16 protein-coding genes are annotated in these 18646 nt (G+C 73.6%); 8 read left to right on the forward strand and 8 right to left on the reverse strand.

The genetic code is table 11. The features are described from left to right. Positions 1–192 precede the first annotated feature (192 nt). Complete coding sequence (locus ACSU53_RS09420; RefSeq protein ID WP_437026365.1) at positions 193–750, reverse strand: hypothetical protein; 558 nt, start codon at positions 748–750, stop codon at positions 193–195. 370 nt (positions 751–1120) lie between these two features. Continuing rightward, complete coding sequence (locus ACSU53_RS09425) at positions 1121–1696, reverse strand: hypothetical protein (RefSeq protein ID WP_437026367.1); 576 nt, start codon at positions 1694–1696, stop codon at positions 1121–1123. Positions 1697–2903: 1207 nt separating this feature from the next. Here ACSU53_RS09425 and ACSU53_RS09430 point away from each other — a divergent pair. Next, a complete protein-coding gene (locus ACSU53_RS09430) occupies positions 2904–4118 on the forward strand; it encodes an MFS transporter (protein WP_437026368.1) in 1215 nt (404 codons plus the stop codon). A 464-nt stretch (positions 4119–4582) separates the two neighbouring features. Then, on the forward strand, positions 4583–5674 hold the full coding sequence (locus ACSU53_RS09435) for a hypothetical protein (protein ID WP_437026370.1): 1092 nt from the start codon (positions 4583–4585) through the stop codon (positions 5672–5674). A gap of 168 nt (positions 5675–5842) precedes the next feature. Here the strand turns inward: ACSU53_RS09435 and ACSU53_RS09440 are convergent, their stop codons facing one another. Together ACSU53_RS09440 and ACSU53_RS09445 are read right to left on the reverse strand one after the other, a co-directional pair. Then, on the reverse strand, positions 5843–6508 hold the full coding sequence (locus ACSU53_RS09440; RefSeq protein WP_437026372.1) for a response regulator: 666 nt from the start codon (positions 6506–6508) through the stop codon (positions 5843–5845). Next, positions 6505–7683: a sensor histidine kinase gene (locus tag ACSU53_RS09445; RefSeq protein ID WP_437026374.1), complete on the reverse strand. Its 1179-nt coding sequence runs from the start codon at positions 7681–7683 to the stop codon at positions 6505–6507. Before ACSU53_RS09445 ends, ACSU53_RS09440 begins: the two co-directional genes overlap by 4 nt. 233 nt (positions 7684–7916) lie before the next feature. Here ACSU53_RS09445 and ACSU53_RS09450 point away from each other — a divergent pair, with 233 nt between their 5' ends. Then, positions 7917–8414, forward strand: a complete 498-nt coding sequence (locus tag ACSU53_RS09450; RefSeq protein ID WP_437026376.1) for an RICIN domain-containing protein — start codon at positions 7917–7919, stop codon at positions 8412–8414. A 187-nt stretch (positions 8415–8601) separates the two neighbouring features. Here the strand turns inward: ACSU53_RS09450 and ACSU53_RS09455 are convergent, their stop codons facing one another. Next, on the reverse strand, positions 8602–9255 hold the full coding sequence (locus ACSU53_RS09455) for a hypothetical protein (RefSeq protein WP_437026378.1): 654 nt from the start codon (positions 9253–9255) through the stop codon (positions 8602–8604). Then, entirely contained in the window at positions 9245–9760 is a 516-nt protein-coding gene (locus ACSU53_RS09460) for a SigE family RNA polymerase sigma factor (RefSeq protein ID WP_362091721.1), read from the reverse strand. Before ACSU53_RS09460 ends, ACSU53_RS09455 begins: the two co-directional genes overlap by 11 nt. Positions 9761–10252: 492 nt before the next feature. Between ACSU53_RS09460 and ACSU53_RS09465 the strand changes: the two genes are divergently transcribed. Continuing rightward, entirely contained in the window at positions 10253–12223 is a 1971-nt protein-coding gene (locus ACSU53_RS09465; protein ID WP_437026380.1) for a beta-ketoacyl-[acyl-carrier-protein] synthase family protein, read from the forward strand. Positions 12224–12478: 255 nt separating this feature from the next. On the opposite strand, the gene ACSU53_RS09470 is transcribed toward ACSU53_RS09465, so the two are convergent. Beyond that, positions 12479–13537, reverse strand: coding sequence for a Ku protein (locus ACSU53_RS09470; protein ID WP_437026382.1), 1059 nt, complete (start codon positions 13535–13537; stop codon positions 12479–12481). 72 nt (positions 13538–13609) lie between these two features. Here ACSU53_RS09470 and ligD point away from each other — a divergent pair, with 72 nt between their 5' ends. After that, positions 13610–14497, forward strand: a complete 888-nt coding sequence (gene ligD / locus ACSU53_RS09475) for a non-homologous end-joining DNA ligase (protein ID WP_437026384.1) — start codon at positions 13610–13612, stop codon at positions 14495–14497. Positions 14498–14568: 71 nt separating this feature from the next. Here the strand turns inward: ligD and ACSU53_RS09480 are convergent, their stop codons facing one another. Beyond that, positions 14569–15381 carry a nuclease-related domain-containing protein gene (locus ACSU53_RS09480; protein ID WP_437026385.1) on the reverse strand — a complete coding sequence of 271 codons (813 nt, stop codon included), beginning with the start codon at positions 15379–15381 and terminating at the stop codon, positions 14569–14571. A gap of 439 nt (positions 15382–15820) precedes the next feature. Here ACSU53_RS09480 and ACSU53_RS09485 point away from each other — a divergent pair, with 439 nt between their 5' ends. From ACSU53_RS09485 to ACSU53_RS09495, 3 genes are all read left to right on the forward strand, one after another. Continuing rightward, positions 15821–16702, forward strand: coding sequence for a hypothetical protein (locus ACSU53_RS09485; protein ID WP_437026387.1), 882 nt, complete (start codon positions 15821–15823; stop codon positions 16700–16702). Then, positions 16699–17967 carry an ATP-binding protein gene (locus ACSU53_RS09490; protein WP_437026389.1) on the forward strand — a complete coding sequence of 423 codons (1269 nt, stop codon included), beginning with the start codon at positions 16699–16701 and terminating at the stop codon, positions 17965–17967. The genes ACSU53_RS09485 and ACSU53_RS09490 overlap by 4 nt, the downstream gene beginning before the upstream one ends. A gap of 105 nt (positions 17968–18072) precedes the next feature. Next, on the forward strand, positions 18073–18636 hold the full coding sequence (locus ACSU53_RS09495) for an SH3 domain-containing protein (protein WP_437026391.1): 564 nt from the start codon (positions 18073–18075) through the stop codon (positions 18634–18636). The last annotated feature ends 10 nt before the right edge of the window (positions 18637–18646 follow it).

The following is an 18646-nucleotide window of genomic DNA, read 5'->3' on the forward strand; positions in this document are numbered from 1 at the left end:
TCGGCGGCCTCGCGGTCTACTGGAGCCGCGTCGCATGTCTCAAACGCCATCGCGATCGGGGTGACACGAGAGGGCTGGGCGAGATCCATCGTCTCGGCGTCCCCGGGACTCTTTCACTGCGGGTGTGCCGTCAAGGCGGACACCGCAGTGCCCTCTGGGTCCCCGTACGCGGGCCCCGCCCGAGACGAGGGGCTAGCCGCACGAGTCGCAGACGCCGGTTGAAGGGAGCTGCATGAAACACGTACCGCAGACGGGTGGGGGCTTCTCGGTACGTGTGCGGCGACGGTCGATGAGCGCCTGATACCTGGGTGCAAGGGCGGGCACACCACCTTCGACCGGCAGGGTCGCCCCGAAGTGTCTGTAGCACCTGAGACGGGCCTCGGCAGCGTGCTGCTCGCGTTCCAGTACGTCTTCCACCGGCGGTTCTCCGGCAACCTTCAGGACCTCCTTGTAGCCGTCGCCCACCATGCCGTCGTGGCCGCGGACCACCAGAGCAGTCAGCGGAGGATCTCCCCGGCGATGCGCTTCATGGACCACCCTGCCCAGGACGGAACCGATCCAGTTCTGGAGGAGAGCCTTGGTGTGGATTCCGGTCCTCTGCTGGATCTCCTGTGCGAGCTCCTTGTACGTGATGACGGCGTGATAGCTGCGCGCTACATCCGCGAGGACCACGTACGCCTCTCGTGCCCAGGCTTCCCGAGCCTCTTGCGCAGTGGGCCGGGCGTTCCCGGGTCCAACGGTCACGCTCATGGTGTGTCGTCTCCCCCCGGCCAGCGATGCCGTCTCCACGGCCCCCGAGCTCATCCTCCCCCTTCCCCCTGTTCCGGCACCGGCAATCGGGCTGAGAACCCTCAACGATGGATGGCGGGCTACTTGCAAACCTGGGCGAATGGCGCACCCGTTGTTGTCGTACGGCCACTGGGAAACCGGCGCGAGCGACACGGGAGACGGTGGAGCCGTCCTGCCGGCCCGGTGCACCACCGTTTCGGTGCCGTTCTCGGCCGCTCAGCAGCGCTCAGGCCGTTGACCATGCATTCGGTGCGGAGTACGGAGAGCGGTTCGCCGGCGTCCCCGCCCACCATTGGAGAAGCTATGCCGTGCGCACGCGTCCAGCCGCCCGTCACTCATCGGCGGCCCAACCGGTGTGCCGCAACGTCGGCATGAGCCGTGTAAAAACGTAAGCAATAACGGGCGTCTCCTGGTCCTCGTCATCAAAGGTGATCGCATGCTGAAAGCGTTCGATGTCCTGTGGATCTGTCGGATCGCAGGCCGGAGTGAGCGAGACACCGGGGCGCCCCAGCAACTGGCACAGCCGCGTGGGCCCGCACCCCTGGGCCAACTGCGCCGTGGTCAGGGCGCGCTTCTGACGCGGCCTTCCCTCCGGCTGCGGCAGGGACAAGAAGGCCGTGATCCTACGGCGTTCATCGGACACCGCGGTGATTCCGGCCCGGTGCCGACTGTGCAGGTTGGCCAAGGCGGCGGGCATCTCGGGCAACACGGGGACCTGCTGGAGGACCACGTCCCGCTCGCCGCCGTCCCAGCGCGTGTCGTGGATCGTCAGCCGCGGTCGGTCAACGGCTTCCAAGTGCCATTCGTTGGCGAACCCGCCGTCCTGTGCGCCTGATGTGGTGACGCCCCGCTTGGGAACGTAGCCACGGGCGTGCTTCAGGGTGAGGGTCGATCCGAGTGCTATCACGTGCGTTCTCCCGTGCCAGAGCGAGCACCACCACGACGGTGTGCTTCCGACCACACCCGAGTGCTCTGCAAGGGATATTGCACTGGATGGGTGGTGTTGTGGCAGGAAAGCGGAAAATCACCCCGGTGGAGTGAGCTGCGGGCGCTCGAGGTGGTGTGGCGTCGGACATCCGGGTGAGCGTGCGTGGCGCGGTGCGCCCGGCGATACGGCTGCCGTGGAGTCAGCGCGAACTCCCGTGCTTGCAGGGACGCACAACCGTGTCCGACGCATGCAGCGGGGCTCCTCCTCAGCCAGTCGACGGTCACCACGACTGCTGCACGCATTCGGGAGGTGAGTGGTGCCACCCTCAGCTTCGCCGTGCTGCGCCAAGGAACGGGGAGGATGACCTGATTCGCGCGAGAGTGAGGTCACTCCGGGCGGCGAACGGGTTGACCGGTTCGCGTTCCATCAGGGCTGGAAGGTGACACCGCGCTGTCGTGCAGAGCCGGGAGAGCAACGTCCTTTTCTCCTGGTCAGCATGGGGAGAAGGTGTGATGCGGCTGTCGCTTCCGATGTTCGGAATCTGGCCGGTGGCACGTAGGTGATCGCCACCCCGTCTGTTCGCGACGCACGCCGTGATCGGTCGAACGCGGCGTCACTTGTTCACCGGGCGGCGGTGCCTGACGCTCGTTCACCCGTGCAGCTTCTCCGGGAGACGGGACGGCGCCACGACTTCGTCTGTCCTCCGCCGAGTCGGTTCTCGGGGCGCGGGCTTGCGGCGTGCCGTCAGGGCGGCGGCCGGATGAGCCGGCGGCCGGGTTTCTGACGCCGACGGCCGAGCGGCACGCGGCTCGGGGAGCTCCCTCCACTCGGTGGTAGGAGGAGGTCGTGTGTCGTGGTGCCGGCTCCTGACGACCCGGCTCGCACGCGCAGGTGTCGAGCGGATCGCAGTCGCCTTCACGCGTCCGGGAGCGGCTGAAGTGCGATGCGGCGAGGGAGGGGAGCCTTGGGGAGTGGACGGTTGCCCTGGTCCGGCGTACCGAGGGCGCGCCGGGGGCGAAGGCCCGAAGGAAAACGATCCCCCGGCCGCCTGGCGACAAGAAGTCGCGTGTCCGGAGCCGGCAAGACGTCCGTGTTCTCGTCGTTCTCGTCGTTCTCGTCGTTCTCGTCGTCCGCCGTTCCTCCCCCTCCCTCTGCCCCCGACACGTCTCCCGGGCATGGTGCGACCGTGCCGGGCGGGCGCCGCGTCGTGGCGTTCACCTTCGTGTTCTTCGCGGGGATGTGGCTGTCGAAGACAGTGCATCCGCTGTACTTCGCGGAGCACGACGACCTCGTCAACTTCGGGCTTTCGTATACGGCGATGGCTCTCGCAGGCACGACGTCGGTGTTCATCGGGCGGCTCGCGGACCGGTGGGGGCCGCGGACGGTCCTGGCGGTGGGCACGGCCCTGTACGCGGCCGGTATGGCGCTGCGGATCGTGCACGACAGTGCGCTCGTCGCCGTCGTGTCCGGGCTGGTGGCGGGTGCCGGGGCGTCGTCGGTGTTCATCGGTCTGCGGACCTGGACCCTGCACAACACGACCGACGACCAGCGGGTCGGCCTGGTGTCCCGGCGGGAGTTCATGACGCAGGCGGGGACGGCGCTCGGTATGGGCACCGCCGGGGCGCTCGCCGCGTTCGTCGGCGCCGGGGACTCCGGTTACGTCACCGTGCTGCTGCTCGCCGCGGGCTGTGTGCTGTCGGGCCTGCTGCTGGTTCCGCCGAGCCGGCCCCGCACCGGCCCTGACGGCACGGCTCCGGACGCTGGTGGCGACGCCGGGTTCCGTACCGTGTTCCGGCGGCACCGAGGGCTGGCGTCGGGCATCGTCGGGCTCGGTCTGCTGATGGGCTTCTACGTCAGTATCCTCAGCCCCTACCTGCCCCTGCTGCTGGCCGAGCGCGGTGTGCCGGTGGCCCTGGTGGGTGTGGTGCTGGCCGTGGCCAGTGTCGTACGGCTGGTCGCGGCGGCGGTCGCCGGGCGGTTCCTGCGCTCCCGGTCGCCGCTGGCGGTGTTCCTGGTGTCGGAGAGCTGTTGCGCGGCTGCGACGCTGCTCCTGGCCCTGTCCGTGAGCCCCTGGCTGGCGGCCTGTGCCCTCGCGGTGCGCGGTGCCTTCCTGCTCGGGGCGACGGTGTCCCAGGAGTTGCTGCAGCTCAACGCCTTTCCAGGCGCGCTCGCCGGGGTGTTCTTCGGGCTGGTGCAGAGCGCCTTCCTCGCCGGGGACTCCCTGGGCGGGGCGATCGGCGGCTGGCTGTACCACGAACTCGGCAGCTCCCGGACCGTCCTCGTCGCCACCGGCCTCACCCTGGCCAACGCCCTGCTGGTACCGGCCTTCTACGGCCGTCTGCGCGGGCTCGCCGGGACCGGTCCGGAGCACGGGAGTGCGCGCGCAGGGGATGTGTCATGAGTGCCATGAGGACATGAGGACATCTGGATCCGGGCCATGGTGGCGACCGAGACCGACCCTGTGCGTCCGGTCCCGTACCGGGCCCGGATCCTGAACCGGTCCCTAACCCAGGCCCGCTACCGGCTCCTCCGGTGACGCCTCGGGGACGGGGAGCGGCGGAGCGGCCGGGCGGAGGACTGCTCCCTCGGGACACAAGGGTGGCTGACCGCCCAGAGGGTGTGACCACACGTTTCCGCCGGGCGGTTGTCACTGGGCGGCGACGCCTCGTACCGACGGGGGTGGACGGGGCCTGGAGGAAAACGCGGGCCCCGTTCCCCCGCCTCCGCCATACTCCAGGCGTGATCGAGAGTCCTGTGCCGATACCGTCGGCTTCGGTTCCTGCGGGTGTGGTCGGTTGGTCGTCGGGGGACGCGTGGGCGTGGGAGCGGGCTCGGCCCGCCGGGTGGGCGCGGCCGGTGTGGGCGGTGTCGGCGTTGCTGGCCTCCCTGGTGTGGGCCTTCGCTGTGGAGCCGGGGCCGGTGTGCAGTGAGGCGGTGCCGTGCGGGCCGGACTGGGGCGGCATGGCGCAACTGGGGCTGGCCGTGGGGCTCGTGTACTGGGCGGCCCGGGGGTCGGATCTGGTGCTGGTCGCCGCGCCGCTGCTGGCCGTCTCGGTGGGGCTGACGGAAGTGCCGGGCGCGGATGCCGCGTCGGCGGTGGCGAACCTCGGGGTGATCGCGGCCGTCGGGCTGTGCTGGGCCGGTGCCCGGGAGCGGGTGGCGGCCCGGCGTCGGCAGCGGGAGCTCGCCCTGCGGGCGGCGGGAGAGGCACGGCATCCGCTGCCGGCGTCCGTGATGCCGTTGCGGCGGGGCACGATCCTGATCGCGGTCGGGGCGACGCTGTGCGGCCTGGCCGCCTGGGCGGTGGGGATGGGGCTCGGCGGTATCCGGGCGGACGAGCGGCGCGCCGACGCGGCCGTCGCCGTGGAGGCCGAGGTGGTCGCGCGGCACGACCTGTCGCTGCGGGTGCGTCTCGACGGTACGCGGACGGTCACCGTCGACGCGCTCTTCCCGGAGCACTACCCCGTCGGGGGCACGGTGACGGTGCTGGAGGACGGGTCGTGGCGGCGTCTGGTGGCCGAGCCCTACGACGCCTTCGACTGGCAGCTGTTGGTCCTGGTCGCCGGGCTGCCCGGGCTCTCGCTGCTGGGCTCGGGGCTGCTGACGCGTCGGCGGGCGGTGGCCCTGCGGCGGGCGCCGGTGCCGGCGTTGCGGGTGCTCGAACGGCTCGGGGAGGACGGCCTCGTCCGGGTGTATGCCGCCGACGATGTGGCGGGCAGTGATCCGGTGCTGGTCTGCGACCGGGTGTTCGCCGTGCGGGTGGCCGGTCCCGGGGAGCCCGTGGTCGCCGACCCGCGTGCCGTCGAACCCCGGCTCCGTGAGGCCGTGCTGTTCGGGGCGCCCCACGACGGGGGCGAACTGGTACTGGTCACCACGGGGGCGCCGCCGCACCCGGTGCGGGTGCGCGGCCACGCGCGGGCGAGGGCCGGGGCGCCGGCACCGTGGAGCAGCCGGTAGAGGAGCACACGCCCCGAGGGATCTGGCGGGTTGGCGGGTGGTCCGGGGGGCTCGGCGCGGGTTCCGGCCGCTCACTGCCCGGCAGCGGCGACGGTGGCGGCGCGGCGGGCGTACGCATATCCGGCCGGTCGGCTTTGGCCGGCCGTTCACCTCGCGGACGGAGCGGGTTCAGTCGGGGGCCCAGCCGTCCTCGCGCAGCCGGCTCGCCAGGTCGGTCTTGGTGTAGGTGGGGCGGCCCGCCTGCTGGTACTTGTCCTTGACCCGGTCCAGGTAGTACTTGGCGGTGTGCGGGCTGATGCCGAGGCGCCGGGCCGTGGCCTTGAGGGTGAGGCCGGAGGCGTACTCGACCAGCACCTGGCGTTCCTTGGGCGACAGGGCGGGGCGGGCGGGTGTGTCGTCGTGGGCCCAGGCGAAGGCGAGTTCGGGGCAGTGGGCGGTGCCGCCCGCGGCGATGTCGGTGAGGGCGGTCACCAGGGTGGGGAGGTCGTGGTCCTTGGTGAGGTAGCCGTCCGCTCCGGCGGCCATAGCGGCGACGATCCTGCCGCGGTCGGCCACCGTACTGATGACCAGGACGCGGGGTCCGGCCGCCCGCAGGCGGCGGATGTTGTCGGACGGGCTGGAGCCGTCGCGCAGGAGCAGGTCCAGCAGGACGACGTCCAGGCACGGCGGCCCGGCGGGCGTGGCCGGTGCCGGTGCCGGGGTGAGGAGTTCGCCGACCGTGGGGGCCGTCGCCGCCAGGTGGATGCCAGGGACGTCGGCCAGCCAGAGCCGCAGGCCGTCGAGCAGCATCCGGTCGTCGTCCACCGCGCCCACGGTGATGATGGTGCCCGTCATGCCGGCCAGCGCAGTTCGATGCGGGTGCCCTCGCCGGGGGCGCTGTCGATGTCGGCGCGGCCGCCCACCTCGCGCATCCGGGCGGCGACCGAGGAGCGCAGGCCCAGGCCCTTGGCGACGGTGGCCGGGTCGAAGCCGACGCCGCGGTCGACCGCCGTCACCCGGGCGGTGCCGTCCGGGGAGCCGGTGACGGTCACGTAGGCGCGTCCGGTGCCTGCGTGGCACAGGGCGTTGTTGAGGGCCTCGGTGAGGGCGGCGCCGAGGGCCGTCGCGACGTCGGCGGGCAGGCCGGTGAGCGCTTCCAGGCCCTGGTACTGGGCGGTGACGCGCAGGCCCAGGCATTCCGCCGAGTGGACCGCCCGTTCGACGGCGGCCATCGCGGGCGAGGTCGCGCGGCCGTCCGCGGTCGTTCCCCGCGGACCGCAGGAGACGGCTTCCTCGTCGGTCTGCTGCTGTATCAGGCGGCGCAGGTAGGCCGCCTCCCGCGCGCAGCGTTCGCGGACCGGGGGTGCGGCGGGGTCGGCGCGGCCGGTGGCGATGGCGGTGAGGGTGGCGAGGACCGTGTCGTGCAACGCCCGGTGGTGGGCGATGCGTTCGGCGTACCGGGCGCGTTCCGTCTCGGCGGCGAGGGCCTGGGCGGTGGCGGCGTCCAGCCTGCTGCCCTGGCGGCGCAGGTACCACCAGAAGACGCGGGCCATGACGGCAGAGGCCACGACGGCGTTGAGATGCGCGACGACCACCGCCACGTCCGCGTCGGTCAGCCAGTAGCCGGCCGCGTGCGTCGCGAGGAGCGCGGCGACCGCTCCGGCCACGGCGGGCAGCCGGCGCAGGGCGACCGCCGACGCGGCGCTCGCCGAGCCGCCGAGGAGCATCGCCCAGGCGACCTCCGCCGGACGCCGCGCGCCGCCGGCGTACACGACGAACGGCAGGACGCAGCCGACGAGGAGCAGGTCCGCGAGGACCGGCCCGGTGGTGAACCAGCCGTGGGAGCGGGCGGTGGCGAAGAGCAGGACGCTCACCGCCAGCGCGACGGTGACGCCCGCCCAGGACAGCGGGCTGTGCCGCTGGTGCTGGGCCACCGCCAGGACGCCGACCACCAGGTGGCTGGCCCGATAGAGGCCGGTCGCCAGGATCATGAACGACTGGGACCGCTGGAGCCCGGAACCCTCGCTCACGGCACTCTCCCCCCGCCCACACAACCCCCCTGAACAGGCGGTACAGCCGGACGACCGGACGCACTAGCTTTCAGGGCGTTCCGGTGCTGAACACGACAAGCCATCAGATCACGGCACCGGCGCACCTCACCGCTCGGAATTCAGGCAAAGGAGGAAGCGCAGTGGCTCGATGTGTGCGCCGTGGGGGGATCCTCGCGGTTCTGGCGTCCTTGCTGGTCATGCTGTTCCCGGGCATGGCCACGGCAGCCGATCCGCCGATCCGCTACACGGGCTGGATCGACAACGCCGCCATCTACGAGATGCGGGCCTCGTACTCCTGGCAGTGCATGGACGTGCGCGGCGCGTCGCAGAACCCGGGGGCGGTCGTCCAGCGCTTCGACTGCAAGGGCAAGCTCCACCAGCGGTTCTACTTCATGCAGTCGCCCACGCCCGGCCTGTTCTTCATCGGTGTCTACGGCAAGTACTGTCTGGGCGCCCAGAACGCCTCGCAGGCGGACGGCACCCCGATCGTGATCGGTCACTGCCAGGGGCCGGGGCAGTACTTCCGCTGGGTGGACCAGGGCAACGACCACTGGGAGATCGTCGAGGCGTCCAGCGGCAAGTGCCTGATGGACACCGGACGGCGCGGCGCGATCCAGCTGGGGGCGTGCGGGAACATCAAGGAGCCCTACCCGAGCCTGTGGACGCCGCGTTACCACCGTCAGTACAACTACACGAGCGTGTGGGGCTGACAGCGATGCCGTCCCGGTCAGGGCCGGCAGGGCCGGCCGATCGAGCAGGTCTGACAGATCTCACGGTCTGACGGGGGCGGGGCCGGCCGGCTCCGGGCACGGGGCAGGGGCGGTCCGTCGACGGTGGCGGGCCGCCTCGTCGTGGTGCCCGGTGCGCGGGACGGCCGGGGCGTCCCGCCGAGCCTCGTCAGGTCACGTCGATGCGGTCGCCGACCCGGATGTGGGCGTAGAACCACTTCGCGTCGGTGGAGCTCAGGGCCGTCCAGCCGAGCTTCCCGCGGAGGGAGGCGTCGGCGCGGGCGCCCACGTACACGGTGGCCTTCCGGTCGGCCGCCCGGAGTTCCACCACGTACAGGACCTTGATGCCGTAGCCGTCCTTGATGACGGCCTCGGCCGGGAGTTCCTTGACCGCGTGCTTGGCGGCCACGGTGAGTTCGCTGCCGGCGGGGAGGGTGGCGGCCTCGTCCGACCGGGCGTCGACGCGCATGGTGCGGTGGTCGACGGTGAGGGTGTGCCGACGCAGGTCGAGGACGTCCTCGTCGGTGGGGTCCGGTACCGGGGTCGCCGGGCTCGCGGAAGCGGTGGCGACGGGAGCCGGGGCGGGGGCCGTGGAGCCCGCGGCGGGGCTGCGGTGGGCGGCGGCGGTCCCGCCGGGGTGGAGGGTGAAGGCGAGCGCGGTGACAGCGCAGGCGGCCGCGGCCGTCATGCCGACGGCGGCGGTGGCACGGCGGCGGCGGGCGCGGCGCACCGCGCGGAAGCGGATGCGGGCCGGGGGGACGGTGGGCGGGAGTTCGTGGTCGGCTGCCAGCCTCCGCAGGGCCGAGGCGAGTTCATCCGACACGGCCGCCCTCCCTCCAGGCCGGTTCCTCGGCCTCGTCCACCGTCAGATGCCTCGCCAGCGCCGCCCGCCCGCGGGACAGCCGGACCTTGATCGTCCCCACGGGCGCACCGGTTTCGGAGGCTACCTGCTCGACACTGAAGTCGCACAGATGATGGAGGACGATGGCCCGGCGCTGTGGTTCCGGGAGTAAGCGCAACGCGGCGACCAGGGCGGTGCGTTCGGGTCCCGGGCCCGGCGCGGGTTCGGGGGGCGGCGTGCCGCGCATCAGTTCCAGCCAGCGTCTGGCGCGCCGCCACCGGCTGACCGCCAGCCGCATGGCGACGGTGCGCACCCACGCCTCGGGCGCTTCGTCGGCCACCAGTTTGCGGCGCCGGTCCCACGCCCGTACGAACGCCTCCTGGACCACGTCCTGGGCCTCCCCCAGGTCCCCGGTGAAGGCGTAGAGCTGCCCGGTCAGACGGGGAAACGCGGCCGCGTAGAAAGCGTCGAACTCGTCCTCGGTCATGCCCTCCACCGGACCTCGTCCTTCCGTGCGACCCGGGCGCTCCCGTCCCGCGGACGAGTCCCACGGATCGCGTTCATCGAAGCACACCCGCCTGAGAGGACGCCGAACTCGCGTTCCAGGATCCCTCGTTCCGACGGGCGGACAGCGGCGGCTCGGGCCGGTGCCACAAGTCCGTTGCTCAGGAGGTGAGTTCACGTGGAGGGGCAGGCCACGCCGGTGCGCCGCGGCCCGGGGGGACGAGGGGTGGGAGCTCTTGGCAGGCGGGGCGGACGGGCGGCCGGGAGTGACCCGTTCCACACGAGAGGGGCGACCGGAGGGTAAGTGGGGCTCGCACGTGCCCAGTTGCGCAGTCGATCAGTACACGCCGAAACCTCTCAGATTCTGACGAAACGGTCATGTACGTCATTCAACAGTGGTCGCGGCGGGATGCGTGCAGTTCACTCGCAACGGTCATCAGTACGACAGTTCGGACCAAAGAAAGCATGTCCTCCCATGCCCCACTCTTCCGGCACCAACGAACTCCCCATGAACCCGCACCCGGTGAGTGCCGCCGAGGTCGTCCCGGGCGATCTCGTCGCGCTGTCCCCTGACGACGTGACGCGGCGCCGGTGGTACGTCGTGACGCACACCCTGCCCGAGTCACCCGACGTGATACGGGTCACCCTGCGGCCGCCGCTCGGCGGTACGGACCGCGAGGAGGTGCTGCGGCGCGAGCAGCGCGTGACGGCCGCCGGGCGGCGGATGGATGTGGCGGCGGTGCCTCTGGCGTCCTCGCCCCCGCTCGACGGCGTCGCGTTCCGGGACGGGGACCGGCTGACCCGGCTGCGCGCCGTCGATCCCGAGGCGACGGAGGAGACGTACGTACGGCGCTGGGGCACCTGGCAACGGGAGCCGGACGAGCCGGGCGGCGAGGCGACCGCCCCGGCCCCCGCAGCCGACCCGGCCAGCCCGGCCAGCCCGGCCGCCCCGACCGACGCAGCCGACGCAGCCGGCGCGACCGACACGACCGGCGCCGACGGCACCTCCGTGGCCGGCGATCTCTCCCCCTCTCCCTCCCCCTCCTCCCCTCACCCCGCTCCCGCCCCCGCCCCCGCCGTCGGCACGGACACCGTGAGCGACGCGGACGTGCGGCGGTGGGCGGCCGAGGCGGACCACGCGGGCGACGTCGTACGGCACGAGCCGCGGCCCGCCCACGCCGGTTCCACGGTCGGCGCGGGACGGCGCGTCGTCGTCACCGGCCTCGGTGCCGTGACCCCGCTCGGCGTCGGCACGGACACGCTGTGGCAGGGACTGTTGCAGGGGCGGCACGGCATACGGGAGGTGGCCGACGACGCGTTCGACGGCCTGCCGGTCCGGGTGGCCGGGACGGTGCCGGTGGACCCGGCGGAGCTGCTGTCCCGGCAGGCCGCCCGGCGGATGAACCGTGCCGCCCAGTTCGCGGTGCTGGCGGCCCGCGAGGCGTGGGCCGACGCGGGGTACGCGCCGGGCGGCACCCGCGAGAGCGGCATCGACCCGGAGCGGGTCGGGGTGAGCCTCGGGGCGATTCTCGGGGACGCGTCCGTCCTGGTGGGCGGCGACCGCCGGCTCCGGGAGCGGGGGCCGCGCGGGGTCTCGCCGCTGACCACCCCGATGACCGTGCCGTCGCAGGCCGCTTCGCAGGTGTCGCTGGACCTGCACATCACCGGGGAGGCGCGCACCGTGACCAGTGCCTGCGCCTCCGGCACGGAGGCGATCGGGCAGGCCGTCGACCGCATCCGGTACGGGCGGGTCGACGTGGCGCTCGCCGGGGGTGCGGAGGCCGTCGTGACGCCCGCGATCATGGCGTCCTTCGCCGCGATGCGGGCGCTGGCGGACGGGGACCCCTCGGTCGCCCCGCCGTCGCGCCCGTTCGCCGCGGACCGTGACGGGTTCGTCAACGGGGAAGGGGCCGGTGTGCTGGTCCTGGAGTCCGAGGAGCACGCGCGGGCCCGCGGGGCACGCGTCTACTGCGAAGCCGCCGGGTGGGGGCTCTCCGCCGACGCCCACCACGTCGCCGCCCCCGATCCGTCCGGCGACGGGATCGCCCTCGCGCTGCGCCGGGCGGTGCGGGACGCCGGGGGCCGGGTCGCGGACGTCGTGCACGTCAACGCCCATGCCACCGCCACGGTGGACGGCGACCTGGCGGAGGCGCGGGCCCTGCGGAGCGTCCTGGGCGGGCGGAACGTGCCGGTCACCGCGCTGAAGGGCCACCTGGGGCACCTCCAGGGCGCGGCGGGCGGCGTCGAGGCCGTCGCCGCCGCGCTCACCCTGCACCACCGGGTGGTGCCGCCGACGGTGGGCTGCGCCGAGGTCGACGCGGCGATCGGCCTGGACGTCGTGCGGGGCACCCCGCGTGCCTTGCCCGACGACGGCGATCTGGTGCTCAGCAACTCGTTCGGGTTCGGCGGCCACAACGCGGTGCTGGCGCTGCGGCGGGCCGGGTAGGGGGCCCGGTAACGGGCCGGGGAGCGGGCCCGGTAGCGGGCCCGCCGCCGAGGCGTGCAGGCGGTCGGCGGTGGAGGGGGGTCGCCCCGGAGCACCGTCGGCCACGGCCCTGCGGTGGCCGGGCCACCGCAGGGCGTCCCCTCGGGGGCCCGGGCCGCAGCGCGGGACGGACCGCGTCGAGGTGCCGTCGCGCACGGACGCCGCCCCCTGGCCCTCCGTCCCGGCGGCCCGCCGGTCCCTCGCCCGGCCGGTGCCTCAGGCGGAGCGCTTGCGGGACGCCGTCTTCTTGGCCGGGGTCTTCTTCGCGGCCGTCTTCTTCGCCGACGACGTCTTCTTGGCCGCCGACTTGCGCGCCCCCGACTTGCCGCCGCCGCTGCCGCTCCCGCCGGACTTCGACGCCGACGACGACGAGGCCGAGGCCGTCTTCTTCGCGGGCGCCTTCTTCGCCGTGGACGCGGACTTCTTCCCGCCGGTCTCCTTCGCGGAGGAGCGGGACGTCTTGCGCTGCGGGAGCTGCTTGACCTCGGCGTCCTCCTCCCCGCGGGACTCGCGGGCGGCGCGGACGCTGTTCTCCAGCGCCGCCATCAGGTCGAGCACCTTGCCCTCCCGCTCCGGCTGCGGCATCTCCGGCGGGGTCTCCCCGGCGGCCTTGGCGGCGATGACCTCCTCCACCGCCTCGCGGTACTCGTCGCGCAGGTCCTCCAGGTCGACCTCCCCGAGGGTGTCCATCAGGGCGTCGGCCAGGTCCAGCTCCTTGTCGCGGACGGTGACGTCGGTGTCGGGGGCGACGCCCTCGGGGGCGCGGACCTCGTCGGGCCAGAGCAGACCGTGCATGGCGATGGCGTCCTCGACCACCCGGAGCATGCCCAGCCGCTCCCGCCCGCGCAGGGCGAACTTGGCGATGGCGACCTTGTTGCTGCGTTTGAGCGCCTCCCGCAGCAGGGTGTACGGCTTGGCCGCCGGCGCCCCGCTCGCCTGGAGGTAGTACGCCGAGCTCATCTGGAGCGGGTCGATCCGGTCGGACGGCACGAAGGCGACGATCTCGATCGTGCGGGCGGTGGGGATCGGGAGCTGGGACAGGTCCTCGTCGGTGATGGGGATGATCGAACCGTCCGCGTCCTCGTAGCCCTTGCCGATCTCCTGCGAGCTGACCTCGCGGTCCTCCAGCTCACAGAACTTGCGGTAGCGGATCCGGCCGCCGTCCTCGGTGTGGATCTGGCGGAAGGAGATCGCATGGCTCTCCGTGGCGTTCACCAGCTTGATCGGGATGCTGACCAGGCCGAACGAGATCGCGCCGTTCCATATGGATCTCACGTGAGCACCTTTCCGGTCGTCTGCCGATCACTCCTGGGGTGCTTGCCCCGGTTTGCGTGGGATTCTCATCGTATGGCGCCCATCACCGAGGTGGAGGGGCGACGGCTCGCGCTGAGCAATCTGGAGAAGGTGCTGTATCCCGCCACGGGGTTCACCAAGGCGGAGGTCCTGCACTACTACGCGACCGTCGCCGACGTACTGCTGCCGCATCTGCGGGACCGGCCGGTGTCGTTCCTGCGGTACCCGGACGGCCCGGACGGCCAGGTGTTCTTCACCAAGAACGTGCCGCCCGGTACGCCCGACTGGGTCACCACCGCCGAAGTGCCCCGGTCGGAGGGCCCCGCGCGGATGGTGCTGCTCCAGGATCTGCCGAGCCTGATGTGGGCGGCGAACCTGGTCGCCGAGCTGCACACCCACCAGTGGCTCATCGACGACCCGGCCGAGGCCGACCGGATCGTGTTCGACCTGGACCCGGGTGCTCCGGCGACCGTCGTGGACTGCTGCGAGGTCGCCCTCTGGCTCCGGGAGCGGCTGGCGGCCGACGGCGTCGAGGCGTACGCGAAGACCTCGGGCTCCAAGGGCCTGCATCTGCTGGCCGCGGTCCGGGGCGCCTCGTCCGAGGAGGTGTCGGAGTACGCGAAGCGGCTCGCCGTGGAGGCGGAGGAGGCCATGCCCCGGCTCGCACTGCACCGGATGACGCGGAGCCTGCGCCCGGGGAAGGTGTTCGTCGACTGGAGCCAGAACGCCGCCCGCAAGACCACGGCCACGCCGTACACGATGCGCGCGCGGGCCGAGCCGCTGGTGTCGGCTCCGGTGACCTGGGAGGAGGTCGAGGAGTGCCGGGCACCCGAAAGACTGGCGTTCCGTGCCCCGGACCTCCCACCCCGCCTCCAGGACCACGGCGACCTGCTGGCCCCCTTGCTGGACCCGTCCGAGGCGGCCCCCCTGCCACGGCCCTGACGTGGCCACGGCGGATCGCACCGGCCATCGCACCGGCCGCCCCCGCCCGGGAGCGCGCCGGTCACCCCGCGCTACACCCGTGACCAGGTGGTCCGGTCGCGGGCCATGGCGTACAGGGCCTCCACGTCGGCCGGCTTGAGCACTCCGCCGGGGCGGGCCGGCTCCGCCACGTCCGCGTCCGTCAGGACGCGCACCCCGCGCGGGACGGCCGGCACCGTGAGCCGGGAGGCGCCCACCACCACCAGCACCGCCCCGACCTCGGCCGTCAGGGCGTACGAGGCCCGGGAGGCGTCGGCGCGGACGCGGTGCAGCAGGGGCCGGGGCTCGCGGCGGCCGACGGCGACCCGGGGGTCGACGACCGAGACGCGCTGCCGGTGGGCGTCCAGGGTGTGCACGGCGTGCAGACCGCCGGGGCCGATCAGCAGGTGGTGGATCCGGTCGCCGCCGGGCAGTGGGACGGAGTGCAGGGTGTGCCAGCCCGCGTCCTCCAGCCGGTCCAGGGCCTCCCCCACCGTCTGCTCCGCGTCGAGGGCCCTGCGGCGCGGATCGGGGCCGCGGAGGAACCGGCGGTGCGCGCGTCCCGGGGCACGGTCGAGGGCGACCAGCAGCGCCTCGCCGGGACGGTTGGGTGCGAGGTCGTCGTCGGGGTGGAGGGACAGGCGGGCGAGCTCGGCGGGCGTGGGCACGGGCGGCGGGCCGATCGACACGGGGCCGGTGAGGAACGGCCCGAGGGCGGTCAGCACCGCCTCTTCCTGATCGGCGCTCCGCAGGTCGACCCGGCCCGCCTCCGGGTCGTACCAGGCGAGGTGGCCGCCGTCCGGGCGGCAGACGTACAGCCGCTCCCGGCCGTGCTGCCGGATCGGTATGACGCGCAGTCGGTCCATGCACCATCACCCCACGTCCATGGGACCAGCCGCGGTGCTCCAGGGGCAAGAACCCGGCCGCCGTGGGGAGCAGTTGGGATCGCCGGACGGGCGGCTCCCCGGCAGGGAGCGGGGGCGGGAGGCCGGAGACGGGAGGCCGGAGGCGGGAGGCGGGGCCTGCCACCCGCCGGGGCGGCACCCCGCCACCGCCCGCCCGCCCCACCACGGCCCGCCGCCCGCCCGCTCCGGCACGACCCGCCACCCGCCACCCGCCACGGCCGGGCCACCACGGCCCGCCCCGCCCGCCGACGGGCCCGGCCCGCCGACCGGGCGGCCTGCCTGGTCAGCCGCCCCCGTGGCCCCGGGGCTCCCCCGGGCGCCGCAGGGCCACCCGGTACCCAAAAGGGGACTTCCTCGCGAATAAGGTGTGTGCGCACCGGCCCACGAACCCAGGAGTGCTGTGCCCGCCAGCCGCCGTCAGCGTGCCGTCCGCCGTACCGCCTGTCTCCTGCTGGTGACGGCGGCCCTCGCGGGCTGCGGTGACGACGGGAGGCTGCGCGGGGCCGGGGCGACGCCCACCGCGATCAGTCCGGCCCGGCTGTGGCCGGAACTGACGCCCGCGTCGAGCCCGGCGTTCGACCTCGGCGAGGTGGACACCGAGGTGATCGAAGGGGTCACCGTGCCCGGCGGCGACATCCGCGCGGTGGACCCGGTCGCGGTGGTGCGCGCCGAGATCGCCGCCCACCCGGACGACTACGAGGGCGACGCGGCACCCTTCCGGGAGACGGCCCGCCGGATGGCCGACTGCGCCGGCGGCCCCCGGACCGCGGAACCCGGTGCGCGGCAGGGCGAGGACGGCTGTCCGGTGCTCGAGCCGTACTACCGCGACCTCACCGGTGACGGCCGCGAGGAGCTGACGCTGGGTTTCCGGCTGCTGCCGGAGAAGCTGACCGCCGTGCGCGTCTACACCGCCGGGCGGAACCGGCTCACGCGGATCATGGCCTACGACGACGCCCTGAGCGGTGTCGAGCTGGCCCGGCGGTCGGTGATCATCCGTTCCCCCTCCGAGGTCGCCGGGTACGAGTACCGGCTCCAGTGGACCTGGGACCCGGACCAGCGGGCGATGCTGCTGACGCACGACGAGATGCTGCGCACCCACACGTCGGCCCGTCCGGGGTCCTCGGCGTCCCCCCGGCCTCCGGACCCGGCTTCGGCGTCCCCGGCGTCCCCGGAGCCCTCGGTATCCCCGGAGCCCTCGCGGTCCTCGGCGCCCTCCGTGTCCCCGGAGTCGAGGGATCTCTCGTCCGCCCGCTCCTCGCAGTCCCCGGCGGTCGCTCGGTGAGACGCGCGCTCCCCCGCTGGGCCGGGCCCCTGGCCCTGAAGACGGCCGTCTTCATCACCGTGATGTGCTGCGCGCTGGCCGCCCTGCTCGGGATCCTGGTGCACGTCCAGGTGACCGACCAGACCGTCGGCCAGGCCCGTGAGCTGGCGCTGCGGCGGCTGGCGGAGGCGACCGAGGCGTACCAGGCCGGGGAGTCGCCGCGCCGCCACGCCGGGGTGGACCCGGAGCAGCTGCCGGGCGAGCTGCGCCGGCTCGCGGTGTCCGGGGAACGCGGCACCATGGTCGCGGAGCACGACGGGCGGCCCGCGATGTGGGCGGCCGGGCCGCTGGACGGTGGACGGGCGCTGGCGGTGTGGGTCGACTACTCCCAGGGCGAGCGCACGATCGACGGGCTGGACCGCGCCATCGTGTGGTCCTCGGGGCTGGCGATCGGCACCACGCTACTGCTAGGCGCCTTCGCCGTGACCCGGGTGACGCGGCGGCTGCACACCACCGCGCGGGTGGCGCGGCGGATCAGCGCGGGCGATCTGGACGCACGGGTGGAGGATCCGCGGGCCAGGGACCGCACCCGGCCGCAGGACGAGGTGGCGGCGGTGGCCGCCGCGCTGGACACCATGGCGGCGTCGCTGCAGGGCAAGCTGCTCGCCGAGCAGCGGTTCACGGCGGACGTGGCGCACGAGCTGCGCACCCCGCTGACCGGCCTGCACGCGGCCGCCGAGCTGCTGCCGCCGGGCCGGCCGACGGAGCTGGTGCGGGACAGGGTGGCGGCGCTGCGCACCCTCACCGAGGACCTGCTGGAGATCTCCCGGCTGGACGCCGGCCGGGAGCGGCTGGAGCTGGACACCGAGTGGCTCGGGGAGCTGGCCCGGCGGGTGGTGCGGGGGTCGGGGACGGACACGGAGGTCGTCGTGGTGCGGGAGACCGCCGTGGAGACCGACCGGCGGCGGCTGGAACGGGTGCTGGGCAACCTGGTCGCCAACGCGCACCGGCACGGGCGGGGGCCGGTGACGCTGACCGTCGACGGGCCGGTGGTGACGGTGCGGGACCACGGGGACGGCTTTCCGCAGTACCTGGTCGCGCACGGGCCGCAGCGGTTCCGCACGGAGAGCGGGTCCAAGGGGCACGGGCTGGGCCTGACCATCGCCCTGGGGCAGGCCGAGGTGCTCGGTGCCCGGCTGGAGCTGTCGAACGCTCCGGAGGGCGGCGCCGTGGCCAGGCTGACCCTGCCTCAGGAGGCGCCCGCGACCGCCGGTGGAGTGACCTGACGGCTTCTCCGATGGCGCAGCAGGGCGGGCGGGGTCCCCGCGTCGGCTCCTAATGTGGCGACAAGTCAGCTTTCCATGCTTTCGACCTCATATGGAGGTATCGCCATGTCCCTGCGCTCCCCCTTGACCCGCCGGCTGCCCATAGCGCTCGCGGCCGGTGCGCTCGCGCTGGCGACCGCCGTCACGCCGGCCGTCGCGAGCGCCGGCACCGCCCCCGCCGACGAGACCCCGTGGAGCCAGCAGGGCGGCAACGGCGGCAACGGTGACGGCGGCTCCGGCCAGCAGGGCGGCGGCACCCACCAGCAGGGCGGGAACAACACCTGGGGCCAGCAGAACGGCAACGGCACCGGCGGCCAGGGCAACCAGCAGGGCGGCAACGGCACCGGCGGCCAGGGCGACTGGGGCCACATGAGCGGCGGCGGCCACGGCGACCAGGGCGCGTACCGGGGTGTCGTGACGGCGGACCGGCTGGCCCTGCGCAGCGCGCCGACCCGCGGTTCGCAGGTCATCCGGTACGCGCACCGCGGCGAGGTCGTCTCGATCTTCTGCAAGGTCCCCGGCGACAACGTGAACGGCAACCCGCTCTGGTACCTCCTCACGGACGGCACCTGGGCCTGGGGAGCCGCACGCTACATCGACAACATCGGGCCCGCGCCACGCTGGTGCTGATGAGCCGGAC

It is taken from the genome of Streptomyces sp. enrichment culture (assembly GCF_964273255.1).
Lineage (GTDB): Bacteria > Actinomycetota > Actinomycetes > Streptomycetales > Streptomycetaceae > Streptomyces.